General features: G+C 41.1%; 10 protein-coding genes. All 10 read left to right on the forward strand.

What is annotated here, in order from left to right; genetic code table 11:
- Positions 1 to 40: 40 nt before the first annotated feature.
- The 10 genes from L0M98_RS07435 to L0M98_RS07480 all read left to right on the forward strand — a co-directional run bounded on the left by L0M98_RS07435 (position 41) and on the right by L0M98_RS07480 (position 15,921).
- Positions 41 to 1,213 (forward strand): FecR family protein, encoded by a 1,173-nt coding sequence (locus L0M98_RS07435; RefSeq protein ID WP_227215360.1) that lies wholly within the window; start codon positions 41 to 43, stop codon positions 1,211 to 1,213.
- Positions 1,214 to 1,304: 91 nt separating this feature from the next.
- The gene (locus tag L0M98_RS07440) at positions 1,305 to 4,709 is read left to right on the forward strand and encodes a SusC/RagA family TonB-linked outer membrane protein (RefSeq protein WP_227215359.1); all 3,405 of its coding nucleotides are present in this window, start codon (positions 1,305 to 1,307) and stop codon (positions 4,707 to 4,709) included.
- 11 nt (positions 4,710 to 4,720) lie between these two features.
- Entirely contained in the window at positions 4,721 to 6,298 is a 1,578-nt protein-coding gene (locus tag L0M98_RS07445; RefSeq protein WP_227215358.1) for a RagB/SusD family nutrient uptake outer membrane protein, read from the forward strand.
- A 19-nt stretch (positions 6,299 to 6,317) separates the two neighbouring features.
- Entirely contained in the window at positions 6,318 to 7,073 is a 756-nt protein-coding gene (locus L0M98_RS07450) for a DUF4843 domain-containing protein (protein WP_227215357.1), read from the forward strand.
- A gap of 18 nt (positions 7,074 to 7,091) precedes the next feature.
- A complete protein-coding gene (locus tag L0M98_RS07455; protein WP_227215356.1) occupies positions 7,092 to 8,678 on the forward strand; it encodes a PKD-like family lipoprotein in 1,587 nt (528 codons plus the stop codon).
- A gap of 36 nt (positions 8,679 to 8,714) precedes the next feature.
- On the forward strand, positions 8,715 to 9,650 hold the full coding sequence (locus L0M98_RS07460; RefSeq protein ID WP_227215355.1) for an ABC transporter ATP-binding protein: 936 nt from the start codon (positions 8,715 to 8,717) through the stop codon (positions 9,648 to 9,650).
- Between the two features lies 1 nt (position 9,651).
- Positions 9,652 to 11,964 carry a Gldg family protein gene (locus tag L0M98_RS07465; protein ID WP_227215354.1) on the forward strand — a complete coding sequence of 771 codons (2,313 nt, stop codon included), beginning with the start codon at positions 9,652 to 9,654 and terminating at the stop codon, positions 11,962 to 11,964.
- A gap of 7 nt (positions 11,965 to 11,971) precedes the next feature.
- Positions 11,972 to 12,904 carry an ABC transporter ATP-binding protein gene (locus L0M98_RS07470; RefSeq protein ID WP_227215353.1) on the forward strand — a complete coding sequence of 311 codons (933 nt, stop codon included), beginning with the start codon at positions 11,972 to 11,974 and terminating at the stop codon, positions 12,902 to 12,904.
- Between the two features lie 14 nt (positions 12,905 to 12,918).
- A complete protein-coding gene (locus tag L0M98_RS07475; protein ID WP_227215352.1) occupies positions 12,919 to 15,219 on the forward strand; it encodes a Gldg family protein in 2,301 nt (766 codons plus the stop codon).
- Between the two features lie 123 nt (positions 15,220 to 15,342).
- Positions 15,343 to 15,921 (forward strand): RNA polymerase sigma factor, encoded by a 579-nt coding sequence (locus L0M98_RS07480; protein ID WP_222621209.1) that lies wholly within the window; start codon positions 15,343 to 15,345, stop codon positions 15,919 to 15,921.
- The last annotated feature ends 11 nt before the right edge of the window (positions 15,922 to 15,932 follow it).

Below are 15,932 nucleotides of genomic sequence, written 5' to 3' on the forward strand. Positions count from 1 at the left end.
AGGGGCAAGCCGTTATAGGGGTGTATTTGAACATTGAATTATGGGAAACAGACAAATATCAACCCGGTTAATATATCGAAAGATAGAAGGACTTCTCTCTCCGGCAGAGGAGGAGGTTTTTGACACGTGGTTGAATGAAGACGTGAAACATCGTCGTTATTACGAGAAGATACGGGACGAGTTGCTACGGGATGAAAAACGGGAGTTGTCGAAGACCGAGTTACAGGAAGCATGGTCGATATTTGAAAACCGGATGCAGAAGCAGAGAAAAGTAGAGAAGAAGCGTTTTTTTATCTGGAGTGCGGGAATTGCGGCGGCTGTGGCTGTCGTGTTGGGTTGTTGTTTGTTTTTGTACACGTATAAACGCTCGGATCTCAAAATACAATCTGTCGTTCAAAAGATTGTACCCGGGCAGAATAATGCGGTATTGGAGTTGGCGGATGGGTCAGTGTATTATCTGGGAGAGAAACATTATTCACTTCAAGAGAAAACCGGAAATCGGATTATTGCGGATAGTACAAGATTGAGTTACGTGTCGCCACAAGAAGAACAAGGCACAAGAGAAATCGTGTATAATAAATTGAGTGTACCGAGAGGGGGAGAATACCAGATAGAACTGGAGGACGGGACTAGGGTGTGGCTTAACTCTGCTTCCCGGCTGAATTACCCGGTTGCTTTTGCCGGAGAGTGCAGAGAAGTGTACTTGGAGGGTGAGGCTTATTTCGAGGTAAAGCGGGATACGGCAAGACCGTTTGTCGTTCATGCCGGAGAACAGGATATCACTGTTCTGGGAACAAGTTTTGGCGTTACTTGTTACGCGGGTGAGGTGAGCGACTATACGACTTTGGTTTCGGGAAAAGTGAAAGTCAATTTTAGAAAAACGGATAAAAGCTATGTTTTACAACCGGGGATGCAAGTTGCTTTTAATAAGGAAAGCGGTGTGGTGACGGAACGGAATGTGGATGTGGCGGAATACGTTGCTTGGAAAGATGGTGTGTACGTGTTCAAGCAAAAGCGTTTGGAAGATATTCTTACCACGTTGGCACGTTGGTATGATTTTCAAGTTTTCTACCGGAGTGAAGACGTGAAGAATGTTATGTTCTCGGGAGAAATAAAACGATTCGGTGATTTCAGCTATTTGTTGAGTTTGATAGAACGCACGAGTGATGTGAAATTTGTAATAGATAAAAAAGTAGTACAAGTTATGAGATAGAAAAATGAAACAGGAGAATACGGCAATATTCCCCTGTCACACGATAAGCCGGCAAGCTTATTCGATTGTTTAATTTTTACAACACAAATCTATGAAAAAAAGAGGTAAAATGTACACGCCTTTCAAAAAAAGGTGGTGTAAAAAAATGATTTTATTAATGAAACAGCTTTGTATCTTTTTGCTGGTGTTTAATTTCGGATTGAATGCCGCCGTTCATTCACAAAATCAACGGGTCACGGTTGATTTGAGGAATGCGGGAATCGAGGAGTTGATTACCGTTATCAAAAGTCAGTGCGACATGGGATTCTTGTATGATTATAACAAGATCAAAACGGTGAATAATATCACTGTAAAAATGCGGAATGCCTTGTTGTCCGAAGTCCTTGTAAACGCTTTGAGAGGTACCGGATTTATCGCGGAGATCGAGAATGACATGATTATTATCAAGGAGGCTCCCAAGGATGAGAAAAAGGAAGCCAAGACGATCATGGGAAAGGTCACGGATCATAAAAAAGAAGCACTTCCGGGAGTCACAGTGTTGATCAAAGGTACTTCAGTAGGTGTGGTGACGGATACGGCTGGAGTGTATAAAATCACGTTGCCGGATCAGAAAGACATCACGCTGGTATTCTCGTTTATAGGTATGATTTCCAAGGAAGTGAAGGTGACGAATCAGAAGGAGATTAACGTGATGATGGAAGAGGACGTGGAGGCTTTGGATGAAGTGGTCGTGACGGGGTACAACAATATCAGGAAATCGAGTTTCACGGGAAACGCGACTGCGGTGACAAGGAGTGAGTTAATGAAAACGAATAATAAGAATATTATCAGTGCGCTTCAGGTGTTTGATCCTTCTTTTCGCATCCGGGAAAATTCGATGTGGGGTTCTGACCCGAACGCATTGCCTGAGTTTAATATTCGGGGTGAATCGAGTATCGGTATGAAGAAAGGGTTGGATGTAGAACAAATGAAACAAGAACAACATACCGATTTGAAGGATAACCCGAATCTCCCGATATTTATTATGGATGGTTTTGAAGTAGACGTGCAGAAAGTGTATGATATGGATATGAACCGGGTGGAGGGGATTACTATATTGAAAGATGCTGCGGCCACGGCAATGTATGGATCCCGTGCCGCGAATGGTGTTGTGGTTATCACGACAATCGCACCCAAACCGGGACAATTGATGGTGAGTTATAATGGAACATTCTCTTTAGATCTTCCGGATCTTTCTGATTATAATGTATGTAATGCCGCAGAGAAACTTGAATTGGAACGTTTGTGTGGGGTGTATAGTCCAGATAATGAGTCTCTTGCTGTGGATTACGAGATGAAATATAATGAGTTGTTGCAACAAGTGTTAAGAGGGTATGACACGGATTGGATGGCTCAACCTCTGCGGAATGTGTTTAATCATAAACACAGTGTATATGTCGAAGGGGGTGTTGAAAGTATTCGTTATGGGGTTGATTTGAAATATGAAACGAATGGGGGAGTGATGAAGGGGTCATATCGGGATCGCATGGGGGCAGGATTAACCTTGGATTATCGCTATAATAAATTGCAAATACGTAATTATGTTTCTTATAATTCAACCCGTTCTCAAAATTCTCCTTATGGAAATTTTAGTACCTACGTTGATATGTTGCCTTATTGGCGAATTCATGATGATGAGGGTAAACTGATACAATCGTACAGACCTCTATTAGGTCGTGATATTGCTAATCCGTTATACAGTGCTACATTAGATAGTTATAGTGGAAAGACCAGATATAACGAGTTGATAGACAATTTTAATATTAATTGGTATTTAGCGGAAGGATTGCAGTTTAAAGGACAGTTTAGTATCACGAAAACGGATACCAAAACAGAAACGTTTAAGGACCCTCGGGACCCGTATTTCGACACGCAAAGAGTATTTAATACTATTGACGAATTGGGACGACTGGATCGAGCTTTGACAGAAAGTTACAGTTGGACGGCAAAAGGTCTTTTTCTGTACAATCGTCAGTTTAAAAAACATTTTATTAATGCAACTGCCGGAATTGAAGCGGTGGAATCCCACTCTTCAACGAATAGTATGACTTTTGAGGGCTTTCCTATGGGAACGGTACATTCTTCCGAATTTGCCGCTCAGCAAAAGGACAAAACAAAACATGATGAAACGAACTCTCGTTTGTTCGGTTTATTGGCTAGTGTGAACTATTCTTATAATGATATTTATCTTTTTGACGGATCATGGCGTTTGGATGGTTCTTCTCAATTTGGTGCGGATAAGCGTTTTGCTCCTTTTTGGTCTGTGGGTGCCGGTATCAATATTCATAACTATGATTTCTTGAAAAACATGGGAATGATTACCTTGTTAAGGATTCGCGGATCATACGGAAGTACCGGTAAGGTGAATTTTCCTTCTTATACGGCAGTAACTACTTATTCAATGGATAGTGACGCGTGGTATTACACGGGACCTGCTTCTTATCTTTATTATTTAGGAAATGAGAAATTGAAGTGGGAAACGACTAACACTCTTGATGCCGGGATTGAATTCGGTTTATGGAATGGATTGTTGGACGTGAAGGTAAATTATTACCATAAGGAAACGGAAGATATGATTGATGAAACTTCAATACGCCAATCATCGGGTTTTTCAACTTATTATTCGAATGCGGGGACTGTTGTGAACAAAGGTGTGGAAGTTGATTTAAGAGCCACACTATATAGGGATAAAGACTGGATGGTAACAGTTATCGGTAGTGTTGCATCCAATCGTAATGAAATAACTAAATTAGGTAAAGCGGCGGAGGCTTACAATAAGGCTTTGGATGAGAATTATAATGACCGGGCAGAAAGTGGTTATTATATCGGTTTACGGAGTGCTCCATTAAAAAGATACATGGTGGGGGCTTCTACAACAGCAATTTATGCCGTTCGTTCTGCCGGAATAGATCCGTCTAACGGTAAGGAAAAGTTTATTAAAAAGAACGGGACCAGTACCTATACATGGGATGCCAATGATCAGGTTGTTGTTGGCGACGAGACTCCGGATGCTCAAGGGGCTTTCGGGTTAAATGTATCTTATAAAGGATTTTTCTTGAATGCCTCTTTCCTTTTCCAATGGGGTGGACAGACTTATAATGAGACTTTGATTAATCGGGTTGAAAATGCCGATATTACAAATAAAAATGTGGATAAACGGGTATTGGCTGAACGTTGGAGACAACCGGGAAACAGGGTGCCTTATTATGATATGAAAGCGAATCCTTATATTCGTCCGACTTCCCGTTTCGTGCAAGATTATAATTATTTGTCTTTTAATAGTCTGTCTATGGGATATGACTTCCCCACTAATTTGATTAGCAGGTGGCATTTGGCTTCTTTGGGAATACGTTTTAACGCGAATGATCTGGGACGTTGGTCAAGTGTGAAAGAGGAACGGGGAATCAGTTATCCTTATGCCAGAAATTATAGTTTAACCTTGAATGTCGGATTCTAAAAAATAAAGAGATGAAAACACGTATAAAATTATTATTGTTTGCGACAGCTTTTATCCTGTCTTCTTGTGAAAGTTGGTTGGATTTGAAGCCTGTGACGCAAGCCACGGAAGAGCAAATCTTTAGTACGGCGGAAGGTTATCGTTCTACATTGAACGGATTGTACAAGAATATGGGAAAGTCATCGCTGTATGGAAAGAATCTGTCATTCGCGATGTTGGACGGTTTTTCTCAGCAATATGATTTTAGTCCTGAAAATAATAGGGCGGAAGAATTTCAAGCTTGTGGAGAGATGAATTACGGGCAGGTACAACTGGCAGCAAGTATCGAAAAAACTTGGATGGCTGCTTATAATGTTGTTGCCAATGCAAATAACCTGATTCAGAATTTAGTGGAAAATACAACTCCTGAATTATTTGAATTCGGGGCAATGGAGCGCAATATGATATTAGGAGAGGCTTACGCGTGTCGGGCGTTGATGCATTTTGATATGTTACGATTGTTTGCTCCCGCTCCGATAAGCGATGACGGGGCAAATTATGTTCCTTATGTAGAGCAATATCCTAATATTCAACCAGCAGGAATATCAGTAAAAGAGTGTATCAATAAGGTTATAACCGATTTGGAGCAAGCGAGAGAACTTGTGTTTGATTTTGATACGTCAGCACTTGCGATGAATGCCGTGTGTACGGGGGATGCCCGGTTTTATAATAAATTCCCGTCTTACACGGAATTAGGGAGTAAGCCTAGTGCGTTGACGGATTTTTTCAAGGGACGCGGCTATCGATTAAACTATTATTCGATAACGGCTTTGTTGGCTCGCGCATACCAATACGCGGAGAGATATGATGATGCTTTTGAAGCAGCAGATGCGGTGTTGAAATTTAAATATGAAGCCAGCCAGTGGGATAAATTTACATTTTATGAATTCAAGACCACGGGTATAACGAACGGGACAGATAATAGGGTTTCGACATTTGAGGGTAAGTCCAACCTGCGTCTGGTCGACAATCTGATATTTGCAGTGTATAACGCGAAAGCTTATGACGAATTGAGCCTAAGTACGTATTTCTTGAAAGAATCTACAGGTTTCGTCGGACAATATTTTGTTGTGCGGACAGATAATATTTTTAAATCTTCAAAAGGTAGTGATGAATCCACCAACGACATTCGTTACTCGAAAATGATTTTCTTGGCACAAGACATATATCCCGTTTCCGGTAAATGGTTCTATCATGAAGATGAAGCGATGCGTAAAAAGAATGTGACGATACTTCCTGTTATCCGGGGCACAGAAATGCAATATATCATGGCGGAGAGCTATGCTCGAAAAGGAAATTGGACAGAGGCTGCTAATATTTTGAACGAGATTCGCAGGGCTAGAGGATGTTGGGATGATATCTCTTTTGATAAATGGGAAGATTTTGTGAAAGAGTTGGTTATTGACGCTCGTCGGGAATGGATTTCTGAAGGACAATTGTTCTATCTCTATAAACGATTGAATGCGGATGTCGATTTCGGAAAAGGCGTAAAACGTCCTTTCAAACGGCAGGAAGCTGTTGTTCCTATGCCGGCAAGCCAATCTATGTAAAATTTAAAAACAAAATGAGATGAAAAAACAATATGTGATATTTATGTTACTGTTGGCTGTCGTGTTCGGGGCGTGTGACAGGAGAGAGATTGAAATATTTACTGATAAGAATGAAATTTATTTCGAGAAGTTCTATATCGATGAAGTGTATCCCGGCTTGGCGCAGGCTGATTCCACTGTAGCTTCTTTTTTCTTTTATCCCGATGGAACCAAGGATATTGAAGCAGCCTTGACCGTATTATTATCCGGGGATACGTTGAAAGAGAATCGAGAATTTCAATTGAAAGTGGTAGAGGAGGAAACTACGGCTAACCCGGAGGAATATACAATAGATCCGGCGTATGTTTTTCACACCAATACAGTGAACAAAGACTCTAATGATGTGCGTGATGTAATCAAGATAAAATTTCACCGGAGTGACCGGATTGAGTCCATGCCGAACGGAGTTACTTTGGTTGTTGAAATTATACCCAACGAGTATTTGAAATTGGGACAGATTGAACGGACTCGGGCTAAACTGATCTTGACAACAGCAACAGACAGACCAACATGGTGGAATAAAGAGGTCGTAAATAATTTGTTAGGAGTTTATTCTGATAAGAAGTATAAATTGTTTTTGAATGAGATTGATAAAAAAGCGGAGATGAGTGAGGAGTTAATCGCCGAGCGTCCCGATAGAGCTATTCAATTGACGCTGGAATTTAAAAATTGGCTATTGAATCAAGATTCGGAGATTTTGGATGAAGATGGAGAACCCATGAAAGTTGCTTTATAATTTTTAATTAGATGTCCTATGAGAACCAAATATATATACATAACATTATTTGTTGCATTGTTTATGGCAGGGTGTTTTGAAGATGAGGGAAATTACACTTATTTGCCTGAATCATCTCCAACTTTTCTTTTTAAATACCCCAATAACATGTATTGTTACGAGGGAGAAACTACAATTATGAAAGGGGAATTCCGTTTTGATACGCCGGATTCGTTGGAGAGAATGGCTGATTTGAGTTTTGAATGGAAAGTGAATGGCGTGGTGTTATGTACGGAAAAAGATTTTAATGTTCCCACGGATGAAGCGATGGAAATGCTCGGGCTTACGGAATTTCCGTCATCACATTTGACCGGGAGTTATAGTATAACGGAAAATTCGACGGGATTAAAGTATATGACTCTTGTGTTATATAATTTTATTCCTAGATATGGTAAAGGAAATTGGATGATTCTTTCTAAAGACGGAGGAAATTCAAAACTTTCTTACCAGCGGATGACGAAAAAGAATAACGGAAATAAAGTAGATACGACTTTTGAAAATACGATAGGGATTTATCGGATGATGAATGGAGAGCCGATACCCGGGAGTCCACGGAAATTATTAGATCATCACGCTCCTGCGCTATCTGCTTATTCCGGTGCCACGTTGATTCTTACGGATAAAGTCGCTTATGAGGTCAGTAATGAAAGTCTCAAGAAAGCAAGTGATTTGAAAGATGAGTTTCTGGATGGAACTCCGGTGAATTTTAGTATTGTTGATGCCTATTATACGAAGCAGCTGACTTTTTTGGTGGCAGAAGACGGTCGTCTTTTCCGTCGGTTATTTTCCGATAATTATTTAGGCGGGAAGTTTTTGACGGAACCGTATGAGGTGGATGCTAAGGGATATGAGATAGATTTTATTGCTAATGGTCAGACGGCAACGTGGACTTCCCATCGTTTAGTTTATGACAGAAAGAATCATAGAGTATTGTCAATTAATCAGTGGTATACTCCTTTGGGAGCGGTTTTCCCGATAACACCTGCCGGTACCGGACATAGCGTTCCTGTTTGGGATTTGGGTGAGGATGTAGAAGTCTTGGCTATCAGTGAAAAAGGAGAAGAATATTTAAGTCCTTATACTGCAAACTTGTTCAGGATGCTTTATAATAAAGCCGGTAAAACTTATATTGCTGATTTTGTTCTGGATAACAATCCTCCAACATATTTTGCCAATGCACTGAATAATTCTTATATGAAAGAGGTGGAATGCCCGGTACAATTGACAAAAGCGAATAAAATTTTAATAACATCTGCCAATAGTCCGGGGAGTTACGGAAAGTTTATTTTTTACACTAAGGATAATGAATTGCGCTATATTGATTGTGGAAGTAATAATCAAGAAGGTGTGTTTATGACTTTTGACGATAAAGTGACAGCGATACATTATGACTTATCTTCTTCTAGGCATAAAGAATTTGGTGTCGGATTGGCTAACGGAGATTTTATGAGAGTGGATATTCGAGATAAAAATAAACCTTTTATAATTAAAAAATCGGTGTTTAACGTAGGAGGAGAAATTGTAGATGTTTCTCAAACTTCGACACGAGAGTATAATGCAGAATAGGAAACGTATTTGTATGTAAATCACTAATTGTATCGTATGGAAAATTCTATTGTAAGAGTGGAACATTTGTCCCACAGGTACTCTGTGCAGTGGGCTATCAAAGATATAAACTTTGAAATAGCTGAAAATGGGGTAGTTGGCTTGTTGGGTTCGAATGGAGCGGGGAAATCTACTACCATGAATATCATTTGCGGGGTATTGAATCAGACTGAAGGGAATGTGTTTATAAACGGAATTAATTTGAGGGAGGATTCGGTTGAAGCCAAAAAGTATATCGGTTTTTTACCTCAGCAGCCGCCGTTGTACACGGACTTGACCGTGGGAGAATATTTAAAGCATTCGGCTTTTTTGCGGTTAATGCCTGCCGAGGAGGTACCCGGGGCTGTTGAGCGAGCTTTGGAACGTTGTGCCATTACCCATTTTCGGGATCGTTTGATAAAGAATTTATCGGGCGGTTACCAGCAGCGGGTGGGGATCGCGCAAGCTATTGTGCACAATCCCAAGTTCGTGGTATTGGATGAGCCCACGAACGGGTTAGACCCGAATCAGATCGTGGATATCCGGAATTTAATCCGGGAGATTGCGGAGGATCATGCTGTTTTGTTATCCACGCATATCCTGTCGGAGGTGCAGGCTATTTGTGACGAGATCAAGATGATAGAGCACGGGCGATTGGTATTTTCCGGCAGCATGGAAGATTTTGACAATTATATCGCTCCCGAGAGTTTTGTCATCAAACTCGGACGCTCTCCCGGTAAAGTTGTCTTGTCTTCTTTGTGTGAGAATAAAGGTATCGAGGAATTGGAACCGGGATGTTTCCGGATTTATTTTAAAGAAGATAGCGGGATCACGGAAAAATATATAGAAGCAAGTGAAGCGAATGGTTGGGAATTAAGAGATTTGGTGGTAGAACGTTGTTCTTTGGATGAAATATTCGCGCAATTGTCAGGAAAAACAAAAAATATGGAGTAAGATGAAATGGAATAATAATATAAAGACTGCTATTCGCGTAGCGAAGATCGAGTTGAATTCGATGTTCTATTCCCCGGTGGCTTGGCTTGTTTTAGTGATATTCGGTTTTCAGATCGGGATGGCTTTTGCCCGGGTGTTTGGCGAGCAAATCCGATATCAGGATATGGGATATGATTTGTGGCAGGTTACTTCTGCCGTGTTCGTGGGGATGAAGGGTATATTACCTCCTATTCAAAGATATATTTATTTGTATATCCCGTTAATTACCATGGGATTGATGAGTCGGGAATACCAGAGTGGGTCGATCAAACTTTTGTATTCTTCCCCGGTAAAGAATGCTTCCATTATCATGGGGAAATTTTTGTCGATGATGATATATGGTTTGGCATTAATGGCAGTGTTGGGTGTATTTGTGTTGTTTGCCGCGATTACCGTCGTGAACTTTGATTACCCGATGATACTTACCGGAATGCTGGGGTTGTATTTATTAATACTGGCTTATTCCGCGATAGGATTGTTTATGTCGTCAATTACCAAATATCAGGTGGTTGCGGCTATTGGAACATTGGCGATACTTGCAATTTTGAATTTTATAGGCGGTGTCGGACAGGAGTATGATTTCGTGCGTAATATCACGTATTGGTTATCTATCACCGGGCGTTCGGATTCATTTATCGAGGGGTTGATGGCAAGTGACGACGTGCTTTATTTCTTGATTGTCATCGGTTTCTTTCTCTCGTTGTCCATACTGAAATTGAACACGGAAAAGAGTATTATGTCTTTCAAGACAAAGGTGATGAAATACAGCGCTATTGTTGTGGTGGCAATAGCCTTGGGGTACGTTTCCTCGCTTTCTTCGATGAAATATTATTATGATGCGACGTACACGAAGTCAAACACGCTTTCCAAGGAAAGTCAGGAAGTGCTTAAAAATTTGGAAGGAGATTTGAAGATTACGACTTATGTCAATTTGTTGGACGAGAGTTTTTATTATGGTTTACCCCGTAACAGGAACAAGGATTTTGAACGGTTTGAAAAGTATTTCCGATTTAAGCCAGATATAAAAATGAAATACGTCTATTACTATGATAAGGCTAATAACCCGAGTCTGGAATGGAGGTACCCGAATAAGACGGATGACGAACGGGTTGATCTGTTATGCAAAGCGAACCGTTTGGATATAAAGATGTTTATGACGCCGGATGAGATCAAGGAAGTGATTGACTTAAAACCGGAATTGAACAGGTTTCTACGCATCGTGGAACGGGAGAACGGGCAAAAGGCTTATTTAAGAATGTTCAATGATAATAATAAACATCCGGATGAGGCGGAGATTTCAGCTGCTTTGAAACGTTTTATTTCACCTTCACCGATGGTTGCTTTCTCCACGGGGTACGGTTCGCGGGAAATGGATAATTACGGGGGAAGAGGATTTTACCTGTTTGCCAAGGATAAGTGGTTCCGTCAATCGTTGTTGAACAATGGTTTCGACACGAAAACAATAGATTTGGATAAAGATGAAATTGACGATTCGATCCAAGTGTTGGTTATATCCGACCTGCGGGAACCATTGTCTGACGTGGCAATGAATAACGTTCAGAAATATATTGACAGAGGAGGGAACTTGTTTATTTTAGGTGAATATAACCGGGAAGTGAATATGAATAAATTGGTTGCGTCTTTAGGTGTTAAATTTGAAGAAGGCGTGGTGGTGAATAAAAATGAATACACTTCTCCGACAGTACTTGTCGGTTTCTTTACCCCGGAAGCGGCGAAGAAATATCCGACATACGAGAAATTGCAGAAATATGATTACGTGGTAGCCTTACCCACGACACAGGCGATTGATTATTCCGGCGTTAAAGATTTTGAGGTGACTCCGGTATTGGTTTCAGATCAGGATGCTTGGATCGAGAAAGAAACAACGGATTTTGTTGACGGGGAGTTTGAGTATAACCCGGAAGCGGGAGAGAAAAAAGGAGTACATGCCGTGTTGGTCACGTTAAGCCGAAAGGTCGGTGATAAAGAACAGCGGATCGTGATTTCAGGGGATGCCGACGTGGTGGCTAACGAAGCGTTGACCTCTCAGTTCACGGGAATTAGTGCATCCAATTACAGTATTATCAATGGTTCATTCCGTTGGTTGTCGAATGAACAATTCCCTGTTGACACGAGAAGAGCGGATTATATAGATACCAGCCTGCGTCTTCCGAAAGGATGCCGTTCGTGGGTAAATTGGGGTAGCATGTGTGTTTTCCCTTTGCTTATCTGTATGTTAGGAATCGTGGTAATATTTCGTAGGAAACGGAAATAAATAAGTTATGGCAAATAAAATAGTTGAAGTGAAAGGTCTTTCACACCGTTATAGTGTGGATTGGGCTATCAGAGATATAAATTTCGAGATTGAAACGAAAGGAGTGTTTGGCTTGTTGGGCTCCAATGGAGCCGGTAAGTCCACGACCATGAATATCATATGCAATGTATTGACTCAGACGGAAGGAGATGTTTTTATCAACGGGGTAAATCTTCGGAAAGATCCGATTCAGGCGAAGAAGTTTATCGGGTTCTTACCCCAGAAAGCCCCTTTGCACATGGATATGACTGTTGATGAATACTTGTACCATTGTGCTGATATTCGTTTGATGCCGAAGGCGGATATTCCGGCTGCAGTGGAACGGGCTAAAGAAAAATGTGGCATCACTCATTTCAGCAAAAGGGTGATTGGTAATCTTTCCGGGGGATACCAGCAACGCGTGGGGATAGCGCAAGCTATTATCCATGATCCGATGTTCGTGATTCTGGATGAACCCACGAACGGGTTGGATCCGAACCAGATCATGGAAATTCGTCATTTGATTCGGGGAATAGCGGAAGAACGGGCTGTATTGATTTCGACACATATACTTCCGGAAGTACAGGCAACATGTGATTATATCATGATGATTGAACATGGAAATACGGTATTTAAAGGAACGATAGAAGATTTTAATAACTACATGGAACCCAGTGTGCTATTGGTGATTATGCACAATGCCCCCAAAGAAGATGCCGATTTTTTAAGTATAGAAGGCATGGAGCGGGTGGAGCGATTGACACGAACCCGTATCCGTTTACACTTCACGGATGGGGATACCGCTATTGTCGGGAGAGTTGTAAATAAAGCGATTAGCAATAACTGGCATCTGCGAGAGATATCTTTGGAAAAAGAGTCTTTGGATAAAGTATTCGCTAAATTATCTGGAAAATCATTCTAAAAGAATTTATATTGATGAGGACAATAACAAGAATAATGAAGACAGAACTGAGAGTTCTGTTCTTTTCCCCGATAGCTTGGATGGTACTGATTGTTTTTGCTTTTCAAGCAGGATTGGCTTATTGTGATGAATATGCTAATCAGTTGCGTGATCTGGCGATGGGATACAGACCTTATTATTTGACGAGGTCTTTATTGGCAGGGTATGGTGGGGTATTTACACAAATGTTGAATTATCTCTACTTGTATATCCCACTTTTAACGATGGGATTAATGAGCCGGGAGTTGAGCAGCGGTTCTATCAAACTGCTTTATTCATCTCCGGTTTCAAACTTGCAGATTGTATTGGGAAAATATCTCTCGATTGTAGTTTACGGTTTGATTTTGGTATGTATATTGTTGATTCCCTTGTTCTTCACGGTATTCACGATAAAGGACCCGGATATTCCGTTAATGTTCACGGCTTTGTTAGGTGTGTTTCTTACGGTATGCGCTTATGGGGCTATCGGTTTATTTATGTCCACGATCACGAAATATCAAGTTGTAGCGGCAATCGGGACTTTGGCGGTACTAGCCGTGCTGAATTTTATCGGCGGAGTCGGGCAAAATATTGACTTCGTGCGGGATTTGACTTATTGGTTGTCCATTTCCGGTCGCTCGAAGATATTTTTGGAAGGTATGATTTGTAGCCGGGATATTTTTTATTTCGTGTTGGTTATTTTCATGTTTTTGGCATTCACTTTCATTAAATTACAAGGGGAACGGTTGAAGAGGACAGTGTGGCGGACGTCCGGTAGTTACTTGTTTGTTTTCGCTATGGTGTTATTGGCAGGATATGGTTCTTCACGTCCTCAAATGATGGTTTATTACGATGCAACAGCGACGAAATTGAATACCCTTACAGAGAATAGTCAGGAGATAGTGAAACAACTGGACGGGGGGCTGACCTTGACGACATACGTGAATTTATTGGATGATACTTGGTACAACGGTGCTCCGGATTCTAAAAATTACGATATGGAGCGTTTCGAGAACTACGTGCGCTTCAAACCCGAGATGAAAATCAATTACGTGTATTATTACGGGAAGGGTACAAACCAGCACTATGACAAGGTGTACAAAGATTTGTCCGTGGAAGAACGAATGAAAAAAGTATGCGAGGGGTACGATTATAACCCGGAAATGTTCATTTCTGCGGAGGAAGTACAGAAAATGGATGACATCTCGGAAGAAAACGGACGTTTTGTTCGGGTTTTCAAACGGGATAACGGTCAAAAAGCATTTTTGCGTATCTATAATGATATGTATGTCCATCCCTTCGAGAGTGAGATCACGGCGGCATTAAAAACGTTGGTCGGCAAATCACCTCTGGTAGCGTTTGTCAAGGGACATGGGGAACGTGAATGTAACGATTACGGGGATCGGGGATATGCCGCTTTTGCCAAGAATCCGACGTTCCGGAGTGCACTGATTAACCAAGGTTATCAAGTTCGGGAATTGACGCTTGGGGAGTCCGTTCCGGATAACGTGGATGTATTGGTTCTTGCCGATATGAAATCAGCTTTTACCCCGGAAGAACAAGCGAATTATGATGTTTATGTGGAGCGGGGTGGTAATTTGATTGTGTTAGGGGAACCGAAACGCCAGATATTCATGAACCCCGTGGTGGAGAAGTTGGGATTGCGTTTTTCTGATGGAATTCTGGTAGCTCCGTCCAAAGAATATTTAGATGATATTATTGCCGTGAATGTCATGGAGGGAGCGTTAAAAGCTTCGCCCTATTTTATGGATATGATAAGACGGGGATATACCGTAATAACCCCTTCGGCGTGTGCCGTTCAAGTGGTGGATGGGAACAAAGGTTTTGAAATTTCGGAAGTATTGGCAACTTCTCCCCGGGGCTCTTGGCTTGAGTATGAAACAACGGATTTTGTGAATGAAACTTCCCAATTGAATCCGGAAAAAGGAGAAATCGAGCAATCCAACTCGGTCATGCTATATTTGACACGGGATATACCGGATAAACCGCAGCAACGGATATTCGTGCTTGGTGATGCCGATTGTTTGTCCACGAAAGAATTATCAACCCAACGGGCTGGATTGAACGGTGCGAATTTTAGCATGATCACGGAAATGTTCCGCAGCCTCTCTTATGGAGAATATCCGATAGAAACTGCTCGGGTGCGTCCACCGGATGATAATGTCAACATCCCGCAGGATTCAATGTTCTGGCTTCAGCTATTCTTTATCTGGTTGATTCCGCTTTCCATTCTGGCGTGGTGCATCATGTTCTTGATCGGGAGAAAGAGAAAATAATTTTCGAAGACCGTAGATGTGTTTTGTGAAGGAGGTGTCCGTTAATTTCGGATGCCTCCTTCTTTTGTCAAAGTGTTTTCAAAATTATGGGAAGGTTTTGGTATTTCAAATTAAGTCGTATATTTGTACAAGTTACGTGAAGGTGTACAAATGAATACGGATGATAATTTATTGATCAAACAAATTGCCCGAGGGGATGAGGGAGCATTTAAAGCTTTGTATGAAGAGTTTTTTCATGTATTGCTGGCAGTTGCTTGTAAATACGTGGAACGGGAAGTGGCGGAAGATATCGTGCAGGATGTGTTTTTTAAATTGTGGAGTACTCCTCAAAAATTTCTGCACACGACAGATTTACGTTTTTATTTGTATCGTTCGGTTCAGAACGGGTGTTTGAATTATATCCGGAACAAGAAAGTTGAGGAGGGGTATAGAAATAAAGCAGAGATGGTCACGGAAGATTTCTTTTATAATGTTTTGTTGGAAGAAGAAATTTTTATTCGGTTGAGAAAAGCTGTCGATGAACTTCCGGAGAAATATCGCGTGGTAATAAACCTGAATTTAGATGGATTGAGTGACAAAGAAATTGCCGAAAGGTTGGGTATCACGCTAGATGCTGTCAAACAGCAGAAAAAGAGAGGAAAAGAGCGATTGAGAGAGCATCTGGATCATCCTTTCTTGATATTGTTTTTGATTTTTCTTTAATTTTTTGTCAC

It is taken from the genome of Butyricimonas sp. DFI.6.44 (assembly GCF_022132345.1).
GTDB lineage: Bacteria > Bacteroidota > Bacteroidia > Bacteroidales > Marinifilaceae > Butyricimonas > Butyricimonas muris.